Annotated in this window: 18 protein-coding genes; 12 read left to right on the forward strand and 6 right to left on the reverse strand. The window is 68.9% G+C overall.

Translation table 11 applies throughout. The features are described from left to right. Window positions 1–157 precede the first annotated feature (157 nt). The 3 genes from DEO23_RS00280 to DEO23_RS00290 form a co-directional block, all read right to left on the reverse strand. On the reverse strand, window positions 158–892 hold the full coding sequence (locus DEO23_RS00280; RefSeq protein WP_109274757.1) for a class I SAM-dependent methyltransferase: 735 nt from the start codon (window positions 890–892) through the stop codon (window positions 158–160). Between the two features lie 369 nt (window positions 893–1,261). Further along, window positions 1,262–2,194 (reverse strand): aldo/keto reductase, encoded by a 933-nt coding sequence (locus DEO23_RS00285; protein WP_109274026.1) that lies wholly within the window; start codon window positions 2,192–2,194, stop codon window positions 1,262–1,264. 175 nt (window positions 2,195–2,369) lie between these two features. Then, window positions 2,370–3,206, reverse strand: a complete 837-nt coding sequence (locus DEO23_RS00290; protein ID WP_109274027.1) for an aldo/keto reductase — start codon at window positions 3,204–3,206, stop codon at window positions 2,370–2,372. A 75-nt stretch (window positions 3,207–3,281) separates the two neighbouring features. Here DEO23_RS00290 and DEO23_RS00295 point away from each other — a divergent pair, with 75 nt between their 5' ends. The 4 genes from DEO23_RS00295 (at window position 3,282) to DEO23_RS00310 (ending at window position 7,900) form a co-directional block, all read left to right on the forward strand. Next, the gene (locus tag DEO23_RS00295) at window positions 3,282–4,265 is read left to right on the forward strand and encodes a LysR family transcriptional regulator (protein ID WP_109274028.1); all 984 of its coding nucleotides are present in this window, start codon (window positions 3,282–3,284) and stop codon (window positions 4,263–4,265) included. 74 nt (window positions 4,266–4,339) lie between these two features. After that, complete coding sequence (locus DEO23_RS00300; protein WP_240613137.1) at window positions 4,340–5,659, forward strand: MFS transporter; 1,320 nt, start codon at window positions 4,340–4,342, stop codon at window positions 5,657–5,659. Between the two features lie 143 nt (window positions 5,660–5,802). Further along, a complete protein-coding gene (gene fdhA / locus DEO23_RS00305; RefSeq protein ID WP_109274029.1) occupies window positions 5,803–7,029 on the forward strand; it encodes a formaldehyde dehydrogenase, glutathione-independent in 1,227 nt (408 codons plus the stop codon). Between the two features lie 46 nt (window positions 7,030–7,075). Continuing rightward, window positions 7,076–7,900, forward strand: a complete 825-nt coding sequence (locus tag DEO23_RS00310) for an endonuclease/exonuclease/phosphatase family protein (RefSeq protein ID WP_109274030.1) — start codon at window positions 7,076–7,078, stop codon at window positions 7,898–7,900. Window positions 7,901–7,949: 49 nt separating this feature from the next. Here the strand turns inward: DEO23_RS00310 and DEO23_RS00315 are convergent, their stop codons facing one another. Next, entirely contained in the window at window positions 7,950–9,170 is a 1,221-nt protein-coding gene (locus tag DEO23_RS00315) for an ROK family transcriptional regulator (protein ID WP_240613138.1), read from the reverse strand. A 307-nt stretch (window positions 9,171–9,477) separates the two neighbouring features. Between DEO23_RS00315 and DEO23_RS00320 the strand changes: the two genes are divergently transcribed. The 7 genes from DEO23_RS00320 to DEO23_RS00350 all read left to right on the forward strand — a co-directional run bounded on the left by DEO23_RS00320 (window position 9,478) and on the right by DEO23_RS00350 (window position 17,198). Next, window positions 9,478–10,473 (forward strand): carbohydrate ABC transporter permease, encoded by a 996-nt coding sequence (locus DEO23_RS00320; RefSeq protein WP_109274032.1) that lies wholly within the window; start codon window positions 9,478–9,480, stop codon window positions 10,471–10,473. Beyond that, window positions 10,473–11,393, forward strand: coding sequence for a carbohydrate ABC transporter permease (locus DEO23_RS00325; protein ID WP_109274033.1), 921 nt, complete (start codon window positions 10,473–10,475; stop codon window positions 11,391–11,393). Before DEO23_RS00320 ends, DEO23_RS00325 begins: the two co-directional genes overlap by 1 nt. Then, window positions 11,390–12,766 (forward strand): twin-arginine translocation signal domain-containing protein, encoded by a 1,377-nt coding sequence (locus DEO23_RS00330; protein WP_109274759.1) that lies wholly within the window; start codon window positions 11,390–11,392, stop codon window positions 12,764–12,766. The genes DEO23_RS00325 and DEO23_RS00330 overlap by 4 nt, the downstream gene beginning before the upstream one ends. A gap of 136 nt (window positions 12,767–12,902) precedes the next feature. Beyond that, complete coding sequence (locus DEO23_RS00335) at window positions 12,903–14,285, forward strand: extracellular solute-binding protein (RefSeq protein WP_109274034.1); 1,383 nt, start codon at window positions 12,903–12,905, stop codon at window positions 14,283–14,285. A 130-nt stretch (window positions 14,286–14,415) separates the two neighbouring features. Continuing rightward, window positions 14,416–15,393: a Gfo/Idh/MocA family protein gene (locus DEO23_RS00340; RefSeq protein ID WP_109274035.1), complete on the forward strand. Its 978-nt coding sequence runs from the start codon at window positions 14,416–14,418 to the stop codon at window positions 15,391–15,393. A gap of 80 nt (window positions 15,394–15,473) precedes the next feature. After that, the gene (locus tag DEO23_RS00345) at window positions 15,474–16,487 is read left to right on the forward strand and encodes a Gfo/Idh/MocA family protein (protein WP_109274036.1); all 1,014 of its coding nucleotides are present in this window, start codon (window positions 15,474–15,476) and stop codon (window positions 16,485–16,487) included. Window positions 16,488–16,694: 207 nt separating this feature from the next. Beyond that, window positions 16,695–17,198: an NUDIX domain-containing protein gene (locus tag DEO23_RS00350; protein WP_165831675.1), complete on the forward strand. Its 504-nt coding sequence runs from the start codon at window positions 16,695–16,697 to the stop codon at window positions 17,196–17,198. On the opposite strand, the gene DEO23_RS00355 is transcribed toward DEO23_RS00350, so the two are convergent. Further along, entirely contained in the window at window positions 17,195–17,341 is a 147-nt protein-coding gene (locus tag DEO23_RS00355) for a hypothetical protein (RefSeq protein WP_205678781.1), read from the reverse strand. The genes DEO23_RS00350 and DEO23_RS00355 overlap by 4 nt on opposite strands. Window positions 17,342–17,409: 68 nt before the next feature. Continuing rightward, window positions 17,410–17,721 (reverse strand): putative quinol monooxygenase, encoded by a 312-nt coding sequence (locus tag DEO23_RS00360; protein ID WP_109274038.1) that lies wholly within the window; start codon window positions 17,719–17,721, stop codon window positions 17,410–17,412. 216 nt (window positions 17,722–17,937) lie between these two features. On the opposite strand from DEO23_RS00360, the gene DEO23_RS00365 reads away from it, so the two are divergent. Then, on the forward strand, window positions 17,938–18,309 hold the full coding sequence (locus tag DEO23_RS00365) for an MmcQ/YjbR family DNA-binding protein (RefSeq protein WP_109274039.1): 372 nt from the start codon (window positions 17,938–17,940) through the stop codon (window positions 18,307–18,309). Window positions 18,310–18,322: the final 13 nt, after the last annotated feature.

Consider the following 18,322-nt stretch of genomic DNA (forward strand, 5'->3'; position numbering starts at 1 on the left):
CAAAACGGCAGTTCCGCGACAGATCTGCCTCGTGGGGGTATACCCCAGAGCGACAGCATGCAGTAAGCCATCGGCACGACCGCCCCGCGCTAAGTAGCGCCGATGGCTGCTCATCGATTGTTTAGGGATGTACTGAGCTCGATGTGGGGTCAGTCGGTCACGACCGCTGGGCAATCACGACCCACTCCCGACCCGGCCGGTCCGGGGCGTCGCGGACCTCGCGGATGGTGAAACCGGCCGCAGCGAGGGTCGTCTCCAGCTCGGGCATTGACCGGAATATCAGCGTCGACTCGTTCGGCACGATCGAGCCGTCGGGCAGGGTGTTGTCGGAGCGGATGGTGACGTAGGGCTCTTGCACGTGGACCACCTCGAAGATGTCTCGCACCGTTCCGATGCCTTCGACGTGGTACGTCGAAGAGCCCCACTCCGACCACTCCTCCCACGCGCGACGCTCGGGGATGCGGGTCTCGAAGACCAGGTACCCGAGGGGGCCGAGCGCGTCGTAGATGGCGCGCAGCGTGCCGAGCCACTCCTCATCGGTCAAGAAGACTTGGGCGACGTTGCCGGTCATCACGGCGAGGTCGGCTGAGGGGGCGGCGGGCAGCACCTCGGCTGTCCCGAGGAGCCATCGGACCTTCTTTGCGCCCGGCTTGGCCCGGGCCACGTCGAGCATGGCGCCGGCGGGGTCCACCCCGGTGACGACGTGTCCGCGGTCCGCGAGCATGATCGCGAGCGTCCCGGTGCCGCACCCGATGTCGATTACCGAGCCAGCGGCCAGCTCCTCGACGATCGCCGCGTAGTGGTCGAGGTCTTCTCGGGAGCCCTCTGCCTCGTCGTAAATCGCGGCTGATATGGAGTTGTCGAAGTTGCTGGTCTGCTGCGCATGGGTCATGGCCGCAATGCTCACCACCACCGCCGCACCGGTCAATTGATTAGTCGCATGTCAGCAGCCGGTTCCCTCGCCGTGCACACACCGACGGCGTCGGTGATGGGGATCTTCGATCCAGGTGGGGACACCCCCGCTTGCGCGGGAGTGATCGCGATACGGAGCTCTTCTCGGACCTGCCCGCGTCTGCTGTCCAGGAAGTCCTTCGGCAGGAGCGCGAAAAACAATGCCATCGCGGGTCGCCGGCGACACCGGCCTGGCCCCTCGATCCGATGAGGTGAGGGGCTCACGAGACGGCGGCCCCTCGCTACTGCTCTCACAGGTCGAGGGCCGCCGTCTCCACGTGGTCACGAGCGCGGGAGAGCGCTCAAGCGATCACGGCACGCGGTGCCCCGCGGCTCGGAACAGCTCGTACCACTCGGCGCGGTTCAGCGGCAGCTCGGAGCCGGCAGCCGAGTCGGTGACGCGCTGGGGCGTCGTGGTGCCGAGGACGACCTGCATGTTCGCCGGGTGGCGGGTGATCCAGCCGGTCGCGACGGCCTCCGGCGCGACCTCGTACTTGGCGGCGAGGCGGTTCACGACCTCGTTCAGCTCGGGGTACTTGTCGCTGCCCAGGAACACGCCGTCGAAGAAGCCGCCCTGGAACGGGGACCAGGCCTGCACGGTGATGTCGTTCAGGCGGCAGTAGTCCAGGAGTCCGCCGCCGTCGAGCACGGTGGACTGCTCCTCGCCGCTCATGTTCGCGGCGATGCCCTGGGCGACCAGCGGGCTGTGCGTGATCGACAACTGCAGCTGGTTCGCCACCAGCGGCTGGGTGACGCTGCGCTTGAGCAGGTCGATCTGGCGGGGCGTGTGGTTGGAGACGCCGAAGGCGTGCACCTTGCCGGCGGCGTGGAGGTCGTCGAAGGCGCGGGCGACCTCGTCGGGCTCGACGAGTGCATCGGGACGGTGCAGCAGCAGGATGTCGATGTAATCGGTCTGCAGGGCCCGCAGGGAGCCCTCGACGGATTCCACGATGTGCTCGTAGGAGTAGTCGAAGTAGGGCCCGTCGGGCACGATCCCGGCCTTGGTCTGGATCGTGATCTCGGAGCGCTCGTTCGCGTTCAGGTGCATGGCCTCGGCGAAGCGGCGCTCGCACAGGTGGTCCCCGCCGTAGACGTCGGCGTGGTCGAAGAAGTCGATGCCCGCGTCACGCGCGGTGTTCACGAGGGTGCGGATCTCCTCGTCGGACTTCTCGTTGATCCTCATCAGGCCCAGCACCACGTTGGGCGCCGTGATCTCGCTGCCGGGGAGGGGGAAATGCTTCATCGCAGGGACTCCTGTGTCGTCATGAGATCGGCCGCGAACGCGGTCGCGGCGGCGAGCGGTGCTCGCCGCCGGTGGGCGGGCCGGGGCGCCGGCGAACCAGCGCCCCGGCCCGGGTGCTCGGCCGGATCCGAGCGGGGTCAGAACCGCCCTGTCTCCGATCCGGCCGAGCGGAGGATCAGTTGAACTCGAGCGGGTGGGTGCCCACGCGGCCCGAGTCGTCGCCCTTGTCCAGGGCGTCGATCGCGGAGACCTCGTCGGCCGTCAGCTCGAAGCCGAGGACGTCGAAGTTCTGCTCCATGCGCTCGCGGTGCGAGGACTTCGGGAACACGATGAAGCCGCGCTGCAGGTGCCAGCGGATGACGACCTGAGCGGGGGAGACGCCGTGCGCCGAGGCGGCGTCGGCCACCGCGGACTCCTCGAACAGCGGGTACTTGCCCTGGCCCAGCGGGCCCCAGGACTCGATGTGCATGCCGTTCTTCTCGGCCCACGCGAGGACGTCGCGCTGCTGGAGAGCGGGGTGCAGCTCGATCTGGTCGACGGCCGGCACGACGCCGGTCTCCTTGACCAGGCGGTCCAGGTGCTCGGGCAGGTGGTTGGAGACGCCCACGGAGCGGGCGAGGCCCTGGTCGCGGATCTCCAGCAGCTTCCGCCAGGCGTTGACGTAGGTGTCCTTCTCGGGGGTGGGCCAGTGCGTGAGGTAGAGGTCCACGTACTCCAGGCCCAGCTTCTCCAGGCTCTCGCGGATCGCCGCATGGGGCTCCTCGCCGGCCTGGCGGTCGTTCCAGAGCTTGGTGGTCACGAACAGCTCGTCGCGCGGGACGCCGCTCTTGGCGATCGCGGCGCCCACGCCCTCCTCGTTGCCGTAGATGGCGGCGGTGTCGATGTGGCGGTAGCCGACCTCGAGGGCGGTGGCGACGGCCTGCTTGGCCTCGTCGGCCGGGACCTTGAAGACGCCGAAGCCGAGCTGGGGGATGGAGTGTCCGGAGTTCAGGGTGATGGTGGGAACAGTCATGGCGGAGAGCCTAGGAACAGTTGATATATAAGTCCAACAGCTCGCAGCGATGCCATTCATGACAGGAGCAGTTCAATGGATCTTCGGCAGATGGAATACGTGGTCGCGCTCGCCGACGAGCGGCACTTCACGCGCGCCGCCGAGCTGGCCGGGATCTCGCAGTCCGGGCTCAGCAGCGCCATCCGCAGCCTCGAACGTGAGCTCGGCAGCACCCTGTTCGACCGCACCACCCGTCGGGTCGAGCCCACCGCGGCCGGCTTCGCCCTGCTGCCGCACGCGCGCACCATGCTCGAGGAGGCGGCCCGCGCCCGCGAGGCCGTGCTGCGCGTGGGTCCCGGGATCGGTGGATCGCTGCGCGTGGGCGCCGAGCAGTGCCTCGGGCTCGTGGACGTCTCCGCCCTGCTCTCGACCTTCCACCAGCGCCACCCCGGGGTCGCGACCGAGTTCGCCCAGTGCGGCTCCCACGAGCTGGTCAGCGCCGTCCGCGAGGGCGAGCTCGACGTCGCCTTCGTGGCCACCGACCGGCATCTCGGGGCACTGCGCCACACCTTCCTGGGCGGGGAGCCGCTGGTGCTGATCGCCCCGCCGGAGCACGAGCTCGCCCGCCGCTCCACACTGCGCTGGGAGATGCTCGACGGCGCGGACTTCGTGGACTTCAGCGAGACCTGGGGCGTGCGCACGATGAACGACGACCTGCTGGGCACCCACGGCGTCCACCGCCGCGTGCGCTGCAGCGTCAACGACGTCCACACCCTGCTGGACCTGGTCACGCGCGGCCTGGGCATCGCGATCGTCCCCGAGCACGTGGCGGCGAAGCCGCAGGCGGCCTCGCTCGTCACCCGGGCCCTGCCGGGAGCGGCCTCGCCCAGCTGGTCCGTGAGCGCCATCAGCCCGCTCGCCCCCGCGGCCGACGTCCCCTCGGCGCTGCTCCTCGAGCTGCTGGGGGAGATCGTGCCGTGCTCCGACGTGCCGTGCTGCGAGACGGAGGCGGACCAGGCGGCGAGCGTCGCACGGAGCGGCGCGAGCGTGGACGCGCTCCTCGCCCCTGCGGCCACCTGAGACGAGACCCCCGGGGCGCGAGAGCCCCTGAGACGCCAGGTCCAGGATCCGGGGACCGGGTCTAGGGTGGCCGCGTGAGTACGGCCGATGGTGCCCGAAACCCGTCAGACTCCTCCTCGACCCCACCCGACGACTCGGGCGAGCCGCGCGCCGCCCGCAGCCGTGCCTTCGTCACGCTCTCGATCGCCGCGCTGACGATGATCGGGCCGTTCACCATCGACTCGGTCTTCCCCGCCTTCACCCGGATCGGCGCGGAGTTCGGCCAGTCCGAAGGGGCCCTCCAGCAGCTCGTCTCGGCCTACCTCGCGGCCTTCGCGATCATGTCGATCTTCCACGGTCCGCTCTCGGACGCCCTGGGTCGGCGGCGGGTGATGCTCGTCGGCCTCACGATCTACGTGATCGCCATGTTCGCGTGCGTCGTGACCCCCTCCTTCGGCGTCCTCGTGCTGCTGCGCGTCCTGCAGGGCGCGAGCGCCGGCGCGGCCACCATCATCTCCCGCGTGATGGTGCGCGACCTCTTCAGCGGAGCCCAGGCACAGCGGCTGATGGCGCAGGTCATGGCGATCTTCTCGATCGCCCCGGCGCTCGCCCCCGTGCTCGGCGGATGGCTTCTGCTGCTCGGGGACTGGCGCTGGGTGTTCGCCGGCGTCGGGCTCTACGGGGTGCTCGCGCTCGTGGTGACCCTCCTGCTGCCCGAGACCCTCCCGCCCGAGCGGCGCACCCCGCTGCGGGTGCGTGCGCTGCTGGGATCGCTCGCCCACGTGGGCGCCTCCCCGCTGATGATCCGCCTGGCGGTCGCCACCGCCTTCGGGTTCGCCGCGCAGTCCCTGTTCATCGCCTCGGCGCAGATCATCGTGGTGCGTCTGCTGGGGCTCGGGGAGCAGGACTTCTGGGTGCTGTTCGTCCCGCTGATCATCGGCATGTTCACCGGTGCCCAGACCGTCGGCCGGCTCGCCGATCGGATGCCCCGTGCCCGCATGATCACCATCGGCTACGTCGCGACCGTCGGCGCGACCGCCGTGAACCTGCTGCTGGTCGCCCTCGCCCCCGCGCCCGACGGCACCATCGGGCCCTCGCTGATCCCTGCCCTCGTGGGCCCGCTGCTGATCGGCTTCACCGTCTCCCTGGTCTTCGCGCCCCTGCAGCTGGAGATCATGGACCTGTTCCCCCGGGCGCGCGGCTCGGCCGCCTCGCTGGGCACCTTCTTCTCCCTCGTGCTGAACGCCCTGCTCGCCGGGGTGGTGGCGCCCCTGGTGACCGGGAGCCTGACCACGCTCGGTGCGAGCGCGCTGGCTTTCGCGGCCGCCGGCACGCTGCTGTGGTCCTGGCACCTCGCGGCCACGCGGGGGCGCGGAGCGGCAGCCGTCGAGGACGGCGAGGTGGTGGGGGAGTGAGCGGGCGCCGCGGGCATCCGCGGCAGACGCCCGCCGCCGACCCGGGCACCCCTTGACCCCGCCCTCTCGCGGGCCGACGATATCGGCAGGACGCGGGACAACGAGGTCGTACGCGTCGACGCGGAAGGCGAGGAGGCCATCCCATGGCGAACAATCGAGCAGTCGCGTACAAGGGAGCGGGGAAGGTCGAGGTCATCGACATCGACTACCCCACCTACGAGCTCAAGGACGGGCCCGGGGTGAACCCGGCGAACGTCGGCCGGAAGCTCCCGCACGGGGCGATCCTCAAGGTCGTCACCACCAACATCTGCGGCTCGGACCAGCACATGGTCCGCGGCCGCACCACGGCCCCCGAAGGGCTCGTGCTGGGCCACGAGATCACCGGCGAAGTGGTCGACGTGGGGCCGGGCGTCGAGTTCATCAAGACCGGTGACCTGGTCTCGGTGCCGTTCAACATCGCTTGCGGGCGGTGCGTGAACTGCAAGACCGGTCGCACCGAGATCTGTCTGAACGTGAACCCCGACCGCCCCGGCAGCGCCTACGGGTACGTGGACATGGGCGGCTGGGTCGGCGGGCAGGCCGAATACGTCCTGGTGCCCTACGCCGACTGGAACCTGCTGAAGTTCCCCGACAAGGACCAGGCGCTGGAGAAGATCCTCGACCTCACGATGCTCTCGGACATCCTCCCCACCGGGTACCACGGCGCCGTCAGCGCCGGGGTGGGCCCCGGCAGCTCCGTCTACATCGCGGGAGCGGGGCCCGTGGGGCTCGCGGCCGCCGTCGGCGCGCAGCTGCTGGGAGCGGCGGTGGTGATCGTGGCCGACATGCAGAAGGAGCGCCTGGAGGGCGCCCGCGCCTTCGGCTGCGAGACCATCGACGTCTCCGAACAGGACCCGCGCGAGGCGATCGCGAAGATCCTGGGCCGCGAGGAGGTCGACTGCGGTGTCGACGCCGTGGGCTTCGAGGCCAAGGGTCACGGTCACGACGCGCAGGAGGCGCCCGCGACCGTGTTGAACTCGCTGATGGACGTCACCAAGGCGGGCGGTGCGCTCGGCATCCCCGGGCTCTACGTCACCGGCGATCCGGGCGGCGTGGACGAGGCCGCGAAGGAGGGGTCGCTCTCCCTGCGCCTCGGCCTGGGCTGGGCGAAGTCGCTCTCCTTCACCACCGGCCAGTGCCCCGTCATGCGGTACCACCGGCGACTGATGGAGGCGATCCTCCACGACAAGGTGCACATCGCCGACGCCGTCCACGCCACCGTCATCTCCCTGGACGACGCCCCCGACGGCTACGCCCAGTTCGACGCGGGCGCCGCCAAGAAGTTCGTCATCGACCCGCACGGGACGACAGGGCTCGCCACGGCGAGCTGAACCCAGCGTGGCCCCGGGTCTGAGGGCGTCATGGAACACTCGTGCCATGAGAGTCGCGACGCTCAACACCTGGGGCCCGCGGGGCGACTGGGACTCCCGACGGGCGTCCATGAGGCGCGAGCTCGCCAGGATCGATGCGGACGTCCTGACGCTGCAGGAGACCGTGCTGACGGACGACCTCGACCAGGTCGAGCAGATCTTGCCCGCCGGGTACCACGTCGCGCAGCAGACCGATCGCGAGAGCGGCGGGCGCGGGGTCCCCCCGGGGCAGGGGATCAGCACCGCTTCCCGCTGGCCCTTCGGCGAGGTGATCGAGCTCGACCTGCACGTGACCGATCGGACCGGCGACTTCGCCTGTGCCGCGCTGGTCACGGAGATCCTGGCGCCGCAGCCGCTCGGCCGCCTCTGGGTGGCGAACCATTTCCCGGACTACCAGCTCGATCATGAGCGCGAGCGCGTCCTCCAGGGAGCCGTCGTCGCAGAGGCGCTCGAGCGGTTGGTCGAGGAGAAGCCGGGTCACGTCATCGTCGCCGGGGACATGGATGCCGACCCGTGGTCCGACAGTCTCCGTTTCTGGACAGGTCGGCATGTGGTGGGGGAGCTGTCCGTCTGTTACCGGTCTGCTGTGGAAGCCGTGCACGGGCTCCGTCCGGCCGAGACCTATCTGCCCCAGAACCCGTTCCAGGCGGATCCCGACTGGCCGTTCCGTGCCATCGACCATGTGCTCGTGCGTTGCGGCGCGGCTGGCCCGACACTTCTCGCGCGCTCGTGTCGTCGTGCCTTCGACACCGGCCCCTCCACGGTCAGCGATCACTACGGCCTGGTCGTCGACTACGAGGCCGCACCTGCCACGGCCCCTCTCGATCACTGAGACGGTCCCGCACGGGTAGAACTGTTCTCGCGGTACTCCCGGCGTCAGCTCACCGCACGGTGGGGGAGAGCTCCCGGCCCAGGTACAGGGTCGCCGCGCCGATCGCGCCGACGTCGTCGCCGAAGGCCGAGGAGCTGATGGTGACGCCGCGCCGCCCGCCGTTGCCCTGCATGGCCCGCTCGAGCACGTGAGGCATCGACAGGGGTTCGAGGGCGCGCCAGTAGGGGCCGCCGATGATCACCCGATGCGGATCGTGGATGCCGATCAGGGTGCGCAGGGCCTCCCCGAGAGCGGTGCCGTGCTCGCGCGCGATCTGTGAGCCCAGGGGGTCGCCCGCGGTCGCCGCTGCCAGAAGGGCATCCAGGCGCTCGCCGTCGTCCGCGACCTCGGAAGGGTCCGTCGTGCCCGGGCCGGTGCCGGTCCCGGCCGCATCGAAACGGCTCAGCATCGCCCGGACGTCGGTGAAGACGGACAGGCAGGCACGGCGGCCGCAGCCGCACAGGGGCCCGTCCAACCCGGTGGGCAGGTGCCCGATCTCGCCTGCCTGCGTGGTCGATCCGCGCTGGACGCGGCCACGGCTCGCGACCGCCGAGCCGATGCCGGCGCTGACGTAGATGTAGAGCACGGTCTGCTCGCTGAGGCGATCGCCCGCCCAGATCTCCGCAGCGAGGGCGGCATTGGTGTCCTTGTCGAGCACCGCCGGACGACCCGTGGCGTGCGAGAGCATCTCCGCCAGCGAGCTGTTCCACCAGCCCGGCATCCACGGCGGATCCACCAGCACGCCGCGCCGCGAGTCCAGGCCGCCAGGGGCCGCCACCCCGATCCCGAGCAGCACGTCGCTCGCCCTCTGCCCGCTGGGGGAGTGCCAGCCCTCGCCGTGCAGGGAGGCGAGCAGTTCCTCGAGCCCCTCGGCGATGCGGTGAACGCCGGCATCGGGGTCGGTGCCGGGCGGGCCGATCGCCCTCTCGGCGACGACGTTCGCACCCAGGTCGACCATGACCAGGGAGATCCCTGCCGGGTCGAGGTGCACGCCCGCTGCCAGGAGGGACGAGGGTGAGACCCGCAGGACGGTCCGCGGCTTGCCGCGGCCCTCCCCTCGGGTGCCGTCCGTCTCGACCAGTCCCCGCTCCATGAGGCGCCGGGTGATCAGGCTGACCGCCTGGCGCGAGAGACCGCTGCGACGGACGACCTCGGACTGCGAGCTGCCCTCGGGCGCGTTGCGGATCGCATCGAGCACCACGAGCTCGTTCTTGGCGCCGATATCCGGCATGGACGATCCGCGCACGGGCTCTCCCTCCACCGCGGGGCGAGCCCCGTTGCCTTTAGTCCAACAGTGTGAGTAATGTACGTCACCGACGGATGCGGAAGCACCCGCATCGCCTCGGCGCCCATGCCGATCCTCGTTCCGGACCACGCATGCTTCAGGACCGGGGCGGGCACCCGCAGGCCTCTCGACATCGCCGTCGGGCCCGCGACCGCAGTTCCGCTCTCCCACCCCATCGTTTCCGCTCCGACTTCCACGTGAGCAGTGACCGGCGCGCCGATGACGGCCCGCCGAGATCGAGGAAGGAACCACGATGAGTGTCACCGACACCGTCGGCCCGACGGCCGGCCCCCCGCGCACCATCAACGCCGGGGGCCAGTCCGCGCCACCACCGCCCCCGCGCCGCTCGCGCGGGCTGAACGTCGGTCAGCGTCGCAAGCTGCGCACCGGCCTGCTGTTCATCTCCCCGTGGATCATCGGGGTACTGATCTTCATCATCTACCCGGTCGTGTACTCGATCGCCCTGAGCTTCACCCGCTACTCGGGTATGGAGGCCCCCACCTGGGTGGGCATCCAGAACTACGTCACGGCGTTCACGGATCCGATGGTCGGCAAGGCTGCCTCCAACACGATCTTCTACGCGATCATCGCCGTGCCGCTGGGGCTTCTCATCGCCCTGGCCCTCGCGATCGCCATGAACCAGAACGTTCGAGAGGTCGCCTGGTACCGGACGATCTTCTACGCCCCCTCATTGATCCCTGCCTTCGCGATGTCGTTCATCTTCATCGTGTTCCTGAACCCGCAGTTCGGCGTGTTCAACCAGGTGCTGAATCTGTTCGGTGGCGCGAACGTGAACCTGCTGGGCGATCCGACGGGCGTCAAGATCGCGATCATCCTGATGGCGCAGCTGGGTGCGGGCAACGCCGCACTGATCTTCCTCGCCGGTCTGCGGAACATCCCGAAGACCATCTACGAAGCAGCTCGTGTCGACGGCGCCAGCCCGTTGCGCCAGTTCTTCGCGATCACGTTCCCGCTGCTCTCCCCGGTGCTCCTGTTCAACCTGATCACGGGGATCTCGGGTTCGCTCCAGGTCTTCACGGAGGCCTTCATCGTCACGAACGGCACCGGAGACCCCGACGCCGGTGCGCTGTTCTACATGATGTACCTCTACAAGAACGCCTTCGGCTTCGCCGAGCTCGGCTACGCCTCGGCGCTCGCGGTGATCCTGTTCCTGGTGGGCCTCGCACTGGCCCTGCTCGTCTACTGGCTCTCGCGCCGGTTCGTGAACTACGACGTGGAGGCCGGCTGATGAGCAGCATGATCCAGACTCCTGCGGAGAACATCGCCCCGCAGCGCAAGAAGGCCAACGCCGAGCAGTACAACCGCCGTGCCGACGGCACCAAGCGCTCGTGGCACTCCACGCTGATCGCACGCATCGTGATGATCATCCTCAGCATCCTGTTCCTGATGCCGCTCTACTGGATGATCGTCTCCGCGCTGAAGTCCAACGAGGAGCTCGCCAAGTTCCCGCCCACGCTGTTCCCGAACAACATCGAGTTCGGCAACTTCGTCAAGGCCATCACGGCCATGCCGTTCCTGCAGTTCTTCGCGAACTCCGCGATCATCACGATCTCCGTCGTGATCCTGTCGGTGATCTCGAACTTCATCATCGCGTACGGATTCGCCTGCATCGACTGGCCCGGCAGGGACAAGATCTTCTACGTCGTGATCGCGACGCTGTTCCTTCCGTTCCCGGTCACCCTCATCCCGATGTTCGACATGTGGGCGCGACTCGGTCTCGTGAACACCCTGTTCCCGCTGATCCTGCCCGCGATGTTCGGCAGCGCCTTCTTCGTCTTCCTGCTGCGGCAGTTCCTCAAGCAGATTCCGCAGCCGATGCTCGACGCGGCTCGCGTGGACGGCGCGAGCGAGTGGACGATCCTGTGGCGCATCGCGTTCCCGACCGCGATGCCGGCGCTCACCACGGTGGCGATCTTCTCGGCCGTGGGCTCCTGGAACGACTTCATGGGACCGCTGATCTACCTGCAGGACCAGAAGGTGCAGACGCTCTCGATCGGTCTGCAGACCTTCCGCTCCGTGAATGCGCAGGACGTCACCTTCAACCAGCTGATGGCTGCCTCGTTCCTGGTGATCCTGCCGCTGCTGCTGCTCTTCTTCATCTTCCAGCGGTACTTCATCCGCGGCATCACGATCGGAGGCTTCAAGTGATCTCTCGACGATCATTCCTGGCCGGCGCCGGCGCGGCCGGTGCGGCCGTCGGTCTCGGAGCCTGTGCGTCGTCCCCGGCCGCCGGGCCCAACGTGGTCAGCTACTGGGGGCTGGGTGCGGCCGACGTCGACAAGGACAACCAGGTCATCGACGCCTTCAAGAAGACCGACGCGGGCAAGAACGCGGAGATCTACGTCGACCAGGTGCCCTCGAGCGGCGTCGCCGACATGAGTCAGATCATCACCGCTGTCCGCGGTGGGACGGCTCCGGACGTCTGGTGGATGGACCGCTTCAACGGCGTCCAGAATGCCTCGATCGGACTGCTCGAACCCATCGATCCACTGATCGAGAAGTACGAGGACGTCTCTCCGGAGGAGTTCAAGTCCCAGTGGATCCAGTTCGCCATCGACGAGCTCACCTACGACGGGACCCTGTACGGACTGCCTTCCACCACCGATGCCCGAGGGCTGCTGTACAACGAGGACGTCCTCAAGGACGCGGGAGTGGACCTCGGCTTGTTCGACTGGACGAAGCACGTCATCACCTGGGACGAACTGGGTGAGGCGTGCGAGAAGATCGTCAAGATCGACAAGAAGGGCAACTACGAGCGCTTCGGCTTCGCGCCGTGGCTCTCGGAGGGCTGGCCCTACACCTGGGGCTTCGGGCTCGATGCGCAGGCATACGACAACAAGACGTCCACGGTCACGCTCGATTCCCCGGAGTGGGAGTCCGTCTACAAGCTCTATGCGGACTGGGCGGAGATGTATCCGTACGCCTCGGTGGATGCCTTCTTCGCGACCTACCAGCCCCCGAACGCCCCGCCTTCCCAGACGGCGATGTTCAGCGGCCGACTGGGCGTGGACACCACCGGCCCCTGGCAGATCAGCGCGAACGAGAAATACGCGCCCAAGCTGCCGCTGAAGTACACGTATCTGCCGGTCGCGAAGGAGGGGGACCCCACCTACACGTGGTCCGGTGGGCAGTGCCTCGTGATCCCCAAGGGCGCGAACATCACCAAGACCCTCTGGGAGTTCATGAAGTTCTACGCCGGCTACGGGGGTCAGAGCATCGTGGTGCCGCAGTTCGGCAATCTGCCGACGAACATCAAGGCGATCCAGGAGAAGAAGTACAACCCCAAGGCGGAGATCTTCCGCAAGATGCTGCCGAACTCCACCTCGCGGCCCCCGCTGCCCGTCGGTTCGGCCATGTGGGACACCCTGACCCGTACTAAGAGCTCGGTCGCGCTGGGGTCCTCGACGGCGAAGCAGGCCGTGGAGTCCAACCAGCAGCTCATCGCTCCGAAGATGGAGCTCTTCCCCGGCTACAAGATGCCGGACACCTACGGGAAGCCCAGTCCGATCGACAGCAAGTAACCGGAGCGGGGCATCCGCCGGAGTCGCCTTCGACGAGTGCCCCGTCCGATCCGTTCCGGCCGGCGAGCGGGGACGATCGGCCGGAACAGCGGCGACAGCCCCTGCTCCGACGAGAGTGCATCAGAGAGGAGGCCTCATGCTCCAGAGACGTCAGCTCCTGCAGGGCGCCGCCTTCGCCGCAGTCGGAGGTCTCGGTGCGGCGGGTTGTGCCGGCGCCGGCCCTTCCGGCCCGCACGCCGTCCGCTACTGGGGAATGGGCGCCGCCGACACGGACAAGGACGAAGCCGCTCGCGATGCCTTCCTCCAAACGGCGGCGGGCCGCGACGCGCAGGTGTCCATCGACCAGGTGCCCTCGAGCGGTTCGGCCGACATGAGCCAGATCATCACGGCCGTGCGCGGCGGGACGGCTCCGGATGTGTGGTGGATGGACCGCTTCAACGCTGTGCAGAACGCCTCGATCGGCCTGTTGGAGCCCGTCGATCCGTTGATCGAGGAGTTCGAAGGTGTCTCGCGCGAGGAGTTCACCCAGCAGTGGCTCCAGTTCTCCCTCGATGAGCTCACCTACGACGGACAGCTCTACGGGCTGCCGACCTCGACGGACGCCCGCGGACTGCTCTACAACGAGAACGTCCTCAAGGACGCCGGCGTCGACCTCGACCTGTTCGACCCCGGGCAGCACGTCATCACCTGGGACGAACTGCGCGAGGTCGCCCGCACGGTCGTCCACCAGGACTCCCGTGGAAACTACGACCGCCTGGGTTTCGCACCCTGGGCTGACCAGGGGATGCCGTACACATGGGCCTTCGGCCTCGGCGCGGAGGTCTACGACAACGACGCGACCCGTGTCGTCCTGGACTCCCCGCAATGGCAGTCCGTCTACAACCTCTACGCCGACTGGGCCGAGGAGTTCTCGTACTCGAAGGTGGATGCCTTCTTCGCGACCTATCAGCCCCCTAACGCGCCGCCCACGCAGAATGCGGTGTTCAGCGAGAAGCTCGCGATCACCACGGGCGGACCCTGGCAGATCTCGGGGAACAAGAAGTACGCACCGAAGCTGCCGTTGAAGTGGACGTGGCTTCCGGTCGCGAAGGACGGCGACCCGACCTACACCTGGTCGGGTGGGTTCTCCCTGGTCCTGCCCAAGGGATCGAACCTCAGCCGCACCACCTGGGAATTCATGAAGCACTTCACCGGTTTCGCGGGCCAGTCCATCGTCGTGCCCAAGCTCGGGAGTCTTCCGACGAACCTCGAGGCGATCACGGCGCAGAAGTACGACCCGGATGCGGAGCTCTTCCGGCAGATGCTCCCGAACTCGACGTCGCGACCCCCGCTCCCGGTGGGGTCTGCGGTCTCCGATGCGATGGACCGTGCGAAGACCTCCGTGGCACTCGGCACCAAGAGCCCACGAGAGGTGGCCGAGGAGACCCAGGCGATGGTCGTCCCGAAGATGGACCTGTTCCCCGGCTACCGGATACCCGAGAGCTACGGGAAGCCCCAGAAGATCCCGGACAGCCGGTGAGAGTGACCTCGCGGCCCACGACCGGTCCCCGACCGTGCACCTCCGGCGATGTCCGCGCACAAGAACTCCGGCCCGATCGGCCGGACACGGGAAAGAAAGAACCCACGAGACGAGAGAAGGAATCCTCTCCATGACCTCCCCCTCCACCGCGGCGACCCCCCTGCGCATCGCCGTGCTCTCCGCCTGGCACGTCCATGCCGAGGAGTACGGGCGCGCCGCGATCGACCATCCCGGAACGGAGCTCGTCGCCGTCTGGGACGACGACGCCGCCCGCGGCCAGGAGCTCGCCGAGCGCCTGGGCGTGCCCTTCGAATCTGATCTCGACGCCCTGCTGGCGCGCGAGGACCTCGACGGCGTCACCAACACCACCGCCACCACGGTCCACGACGAGATCCTCGGCAAGGTGATCGCGGCCGGCAAGCACGTGTTCACCGAGAAGCTGCTCTCGCCCACGGTCGAGGGCTGCGACGCCCTGATCGACGCCGCGGGGGAGGCGCAGGTCGCCCTCACGGTCTCCCTGCCGCGCCTGTCCCACGGGTACACGGTCGCTCTGAAGAAGGTGCTTCAGGACGGCACCCTCGGCCGGATCACCTACTCCCGCGTGCGTCTCGCGCACGACGGCTCGACCCGGGACTGGCTGCCCGCGCGCTTCTACGACCCGGCCGAGGCGATCGGCGGCGCGTTCTCCGACCTCGCCGCCCACCCGGTCTACCTCACCCAGCTGATCCTGGGGGAGGAGGCCTCGAGCGTCCGCGCCAGCTACACCGACATCACCGGGCGCGGCGTCGAGGACAACGCCTCGGTCACGATCACCAACGCCGAGGGCGCCATCGGCGTCATCGAGACCGGATTCGTGACCCCGGCGAGCCCGTTCACCATCGAGGTGCACGGCACCGAGGGCTCCCTGCTGTACGGCTTCGGCGGCGAGACCATGCTGCTCACCACCGGCGACGGCACCACCGAGATCGACGTCCCCGACGACATCGACGCGCCGTTCTGGCAGTGGGTGGAGGCGATCCGCACCGGGAATCCCACCCTCGAGAACCTCGCCCGGGCCCGTGCCCTGACGGCCCTCGTGGTCGCCGCGAACGCCGACGCCCGGAACTGACGCACGACCACACCCCGGCGCGGCCACCCCCACCAGGCCACTTCCCACAGGACCCCCAGACTCACGAAGGAGCACACCCCATGACCGTCTCGCTTCCCGTCCGCATCGGCCTCATCGGCGGCGGCGGCATCGCCAACGCCCACCTCGCGGGCTACGCGACGATCCCCGACCGTGCCCGCGTCACCGCGATCGCCGACGCGAACCCCGAGACCCTCGCCCAGCGCACCGAGGAGCTCGGCGCCACGGGCTACTCGGACTTCACCGAACTGGTGCAGGATCCCGACGTCGACGCCGTCGACATCTGCCTGCCCCACCACCTGCACAAGCCCGCGATCGTCGCCGCGGCCAACGCCGGCAAGCACATCCTGTGCGAGAAGCCGCTGTGCCTCACCGGCGACGAGGCGGCCGAGGTCCGCGCGGCCGTCGAGGCCGCCGGCGTCACCCTCATGTGCGCGCACAACCAGCTGTTCATGCCGGCCGTGGCCAAGGCCAAGGAGATCATCGATTCCGGTGCCCTGGGCGACGTCTACGAGATGCGCACGACCGACTCGTTCTTCAACGACTTCAGCCCGGAGTCGATGGGTTGGCGCGGGCACACCGCCACCAGCGGCGGCGGTGAGTACATCGACACCGGTTACCACCCCACCTACCTGCTCATGCACCTCTCCGGCGGTGGCCGCCCGAAGGAGGTCTTCGCGATGATGTCCAGCCACCGCCTGACCTTCATGGAGGGCGAGGACTCCGCGCAGGTGCTGGTGCGCTTCGACAACGGCAGCGTCGGCCAGCTCGTCACCTCCTGGGCCTACCAGGCGGCTCCCGGAACCGACCGGTTCTCCGTGGTCGGCGAGAAGGGATCGCTCAGCTCCGACGGCTCCACCCTGCGGGTGAAGCTGCGCGCGGAGGACGAGGAGCAGGTCTACGCGGCCGAGCCCGTCGACACCTTCGCAGCGGAGATCGCCGACTTCGTGACCTGCCTCGAGACCGGCAAGCGGCCGCTGAACACCGAGGACGAGGGCATCGCCGTGCTCGGCATCATCCTCGCGGCCTACGAGAGCGCTAAGACCGGCGCCGCCGCGAAGGTCATCAGCGCCTGAGGATGTCCTTGCCGGGCGGGAGAGCGATGATCGCCCGACTCGCGAATGCCGGCCCTGCCGCAGCGACGTGTCGTCGCGGCAGGGCCGGCATTCGTGCGAGGGGGCACGGAGAACGACAGCCCTCAGACCCCCTCGATCGACGATCACCGACGCGCGCAGGTCGTGGCCACCGCGGCGAATGCGCGCCCACGTGCAAGGATCGGAGCCATGCGCACGCGATCGGCACCGGAGGACGGCGGAGGTGTGCGATGGGACGTGGAGGCGATCCGCTCGAGGCTGATCTCCACGCGTGATCTGCCCACGAGCGCCCGGATGCTGGTGCTCTCACCCGATGCGGCCGCGCTGATCGCCATCCGACGCACCAAACCCGGCCACTCGCCCTATTACGTGCTCCCGGGCGGAGGGCTCGAGGACGAGGACCACGATCCCTTGAGCGGCGCACTGCGCGAGCTCGAGGAGGAGACCGGGCTGCGCCGCCACGACATCGAGATGCTCAGCGCCCAGGTGATCGTCGAGGACGATCAGTGGATCCACCTCGCTCGTGCCCGGCACCGTCTCGACCTGCACCTCGGCGGCCCGGAGAGCGAGCTCGACGCCGACGCTCACGGGACCTACGAGCCGATCTGGCTCGAGGCCGCGGATCCCGAGACCGCGGGGCTGTTCCCGCTCTGGTTGCGGGACATCCCGCCACGGGGCTCGGGGCGTCGCTAGTCACCCTCCCGCAGGATCCATCGCAGCGCATCCGGCAGTACCACACCCCCGTGGTTCGGGCTGTGACCGCCGGCGCCGACCTCGATCCGCAGGTTGTAGCCACCCTCTGCGAGAGCCGCAGCGGTGCGCAGATTCTCGGCCACCCAGTTGTGCCTCGGACGGTCGTGGTCGATGTCGCGCCGTGCCCCGGGGCGCGCCCGAGAACCTCGCGTCAGATCGCGCCCTGCTTCTCCGCACCCGAGGGCAGCGGCGTCATCGTCGTGACCTGGGTGGGCTTCTCGATCAACTCGGCGATGTCGCTGTTCAGCTGGCCCACGGCCTCGCCGCTGCCATGGGTGGCGAGGTCGTCGGCCGTCGTCCACTTCTCGATCATCGTGATCGTGCCGTCCTCGGCATCGTGGATGGCGTAGAGCTCGCAGCCCTTCTCCTCGTGGACGGCAGCGATGCCGCGCTGCATGGCGTCCACCAGCTCCTGCTTCTTGCCGGACTTCGGGAAGAACACGGCAGTGACGATGACGGTCATCGGGACAGCTCCTTCGCATCGGTCCGGCGGCCACCCGCCGGTGCCTCGAACGTATCAATCCAGCTCAGCGGCATCGAGCGCACCCCAGGATGTGGACCGTGCGATGCTGGGAGAACCACCGGGAGGACCGCTCGCGCCAGATCGCACCGAGCAGAGCCGCCCGCTCGTGCGAGCCGCCGAGCACCCGGTCCGCACGCCCCGCCGGAGGAGACCACGATGAGCACTCTGGACGACGTCCGTCGCCTCGCAATCGCCCTGCCCCAGGTCGAGGAGTCGACCTCCTACGGCTCCCCGGCCTTCCGCGTGGCCGGGATGGTGTTCGCGACCGTCCGCGGCCCGCGCCGCGCCGAGATCGTGGACGGGCTCGTCGGCCCCGACGCGGAGATCCTCGTGGCCTGGTGCCATGACGTCGGGGAGCGCGAGGCGCTCATCGCCGCCCGGCCCGACCGCTTCTTCACCACCGACCACTACCGCGACCACCCGAGCTTGCTGGTCCGTCTGGAGACTCTCGAGGGCGAGGACCTGCGCGAACTGCTCGAGGACCCCTGGGACGCCCGCGCCCCGCGGTCCCTGCACCCGGGGAAATGAGGCGGTCCCCGTC

The sequence above is a fragment of the Brachybacterium endophyticum genome (genome assembly GCF_003130585.1).
Taxonomy (GTDB): Bacteria; Actinomycetota; Actinomycetes; order Actinomycetales; family Dermabacteraceae; genus Brachybacterium; species Brachybacterium endophyticum.

Excerpts from the sequence above, each read along its gene's own strand:
- DEO23_RS00280 (WP_109274757.1), bottom strand. The coding sequence starts at position 892 with ATGACCCATGCGCAGCAGACCAGCAACTTCGACAACTCCATATCAGCC.
- DEO23_RS00285 (WP_109274026.1), bottom strand. The coding sequence starts at position 2,194 with ATGAAGCATTTCCCCCTCCCCGGCAGCGAGATCACGGCGCCCAACGTG.
- DEO23_RS00290 (WP_109274027.1), bottom strand. The coding sequence starts at position 3,206 with ATGACTGTTCCCACCATCACCCTGAACTCCGGACACTCCATCCCCCAG.
- DEO23_RS00295 (WP_109274028.1), top strand. The coding sequence starts at position 3,282 with ATGGATCTTCGGCAGATGGAATACGTGGTCGCGCTCGCCGACGAGCGG.
- fdhA (WP_109274029.1), top strand. The coding sequence starts at position 5,803 with ATGGCGAACAATCGAGCAGTCGCGTACAAGGGAGCGGGGAAGGTCGAG.
- DEO23_RS00310 (WP_109274030.1), top strand. The coding sequence starts at position 7,076 with ATGAGAGTCGCGACGCTCAACACCTGGGGCCCGCGGGGCGACTGGGAC.
- DEO23_RS00315 (WP_240613138.1), bottom strand. The coding sequence starts at position 9,170 with ATGCCGGATATCGGCGCCAAGAACGAGCTCGTGGTGCTCGATGCGATC.
- DEO23_RS00320 (WP_109274032.1), top strand. The coding sequence starts at position 9,478 with ATGAGTGTCACCGACACCGTCGGCCCGACGGCCGGCCCCCCGCGCACC.
- DEO23_RS00325 (WP_109274033.1), top strand. The coding sequence starts at position 10,473 with ATGAGCAGCATGATCCAGACTCCTGCGGAGAACATCGCCCCGCAGCGC.
- DEO23_RS00335 (WP_109274034.1), top strand. The coding sequence starts at position 12,903 with ATGCTCCAGAGACGTCAGCTCCTGCAGGGCGCCGCCTTCGCCGCAGTC.
- DEO23_RS00340 (WP_109274035.1), top strand. The coding sequence starts at position 14,416 with ATGACCTCCCCCTCCACCGCGGCGACCCCCCTGCGCATCGCCGTGCTC.
- DEO23_RS00345 (WP_109274036.1), top strand. The coding sequence starts at position 15,474 with ATGACCGTCTCGCTTCCCGTCCGCATCGGCCTCATCGGCGGCGGCGGC.
- DEO23_RS00350 (WP_165831675.1), top strand. The coding sequence starts at position 16,695 with ATGCGCACGCGATCGGCACCGGAGGACGGCGGAGGTGTGCGATGGGAC.
- DEO23_RS00360 (WP_109274038.1), bottom strand. The coding sequence starts at position 17,721 with ATGACCGTCATCGTCACTGCCGTGTTCTTCCCGAAGTCCGGCAAGAAG.
- DEO23_RS00365 (WP_109274039.1), top strand. The coding sequence starts at position 17,938 with ATGAGCACTCTGGACGACGTCCGTCGCCTCGCAATCGCCCTGCCCCAG.